This is a genomic window from Candidatus Symbiopectobacterium sp. NZEC135 (assembly GCF_025962695.1).
Genome location: NZ_JAGFPF010001078.1, coordinates 1 through 736 on the forward strand (window position 1 = coordinate 1; position 736 = coordinate 736).

Here is a 736-nt window from a genome sequence, read left to right on the forward strand (position 1 = left end):
CGCGCCTTTCACCTGACGCCAGAAGAGGGCAACTATCATTGACCCTCGCGCGTTAATCAGACAGCCAGGACTTTCATAAGCGGGTTGTTCTTCAATTGAATGGGGAAAAGGGCGTGACGGCCCTTTTTTATGCGGGCTGTTAATTTCTTCTTATTCATTTAGTATAAATATTTCTATATCCTATTTATGTATCAATACCCCCCCAAAAAATTAGAACTTATGATATATATCATGGATTTGTGTTAATTAATTTCATTGAAAGATTCAATTGCATGAGATCAAAAATGCATAGCCTAAGTTGAAATTTTTTAAATGATATTTTTATGATTTTTCTTAGGCTCATTATAAAAAATAATTAAAAACGGGGCGATTAATTAAAATAATTCATGGGTTATATTGTCATAAACATTTAATACTTGAATAAGCATCTGGTATGCATTTTTTGAATCTTCTTGGTGCTATATGTAAAATATAACACCAAGCATTAGATGCTAATCACATGTCAAGGTAGTTGGTATATAAATATGCAAAACCATATCTTGTTTTACTACCAACCATGTAAGGGGAAATTATTTTATTGGCGATAAGAATTTGCTTAAATTCTTCAAGTGTACCATTTCTAATAACTTCATCATCGCTATGATTCCTCTTAACTTCTTCTAATAACCTATCAAAAATATGTTCGGTAAGTACATTCTTTTTATAAATTGCATTTACTTTATTGTTAGATATATCT

The 736-nt window shown here is 31.0% G+C and carries 1 protein-coding gene; it reads right to left on the bottom strand.

The genetic code is table 11. From position 1 onward, the window contains the following. Positions 1-495: 495 nt before the first annotated feature. Positions 496-736 (bottom strand): hypothetical protein (locus tag J5224_RS32545; RefSeq protein WP_264629064.1); only part of this gene is annotated, 241 nt, incomplete at its 5' end.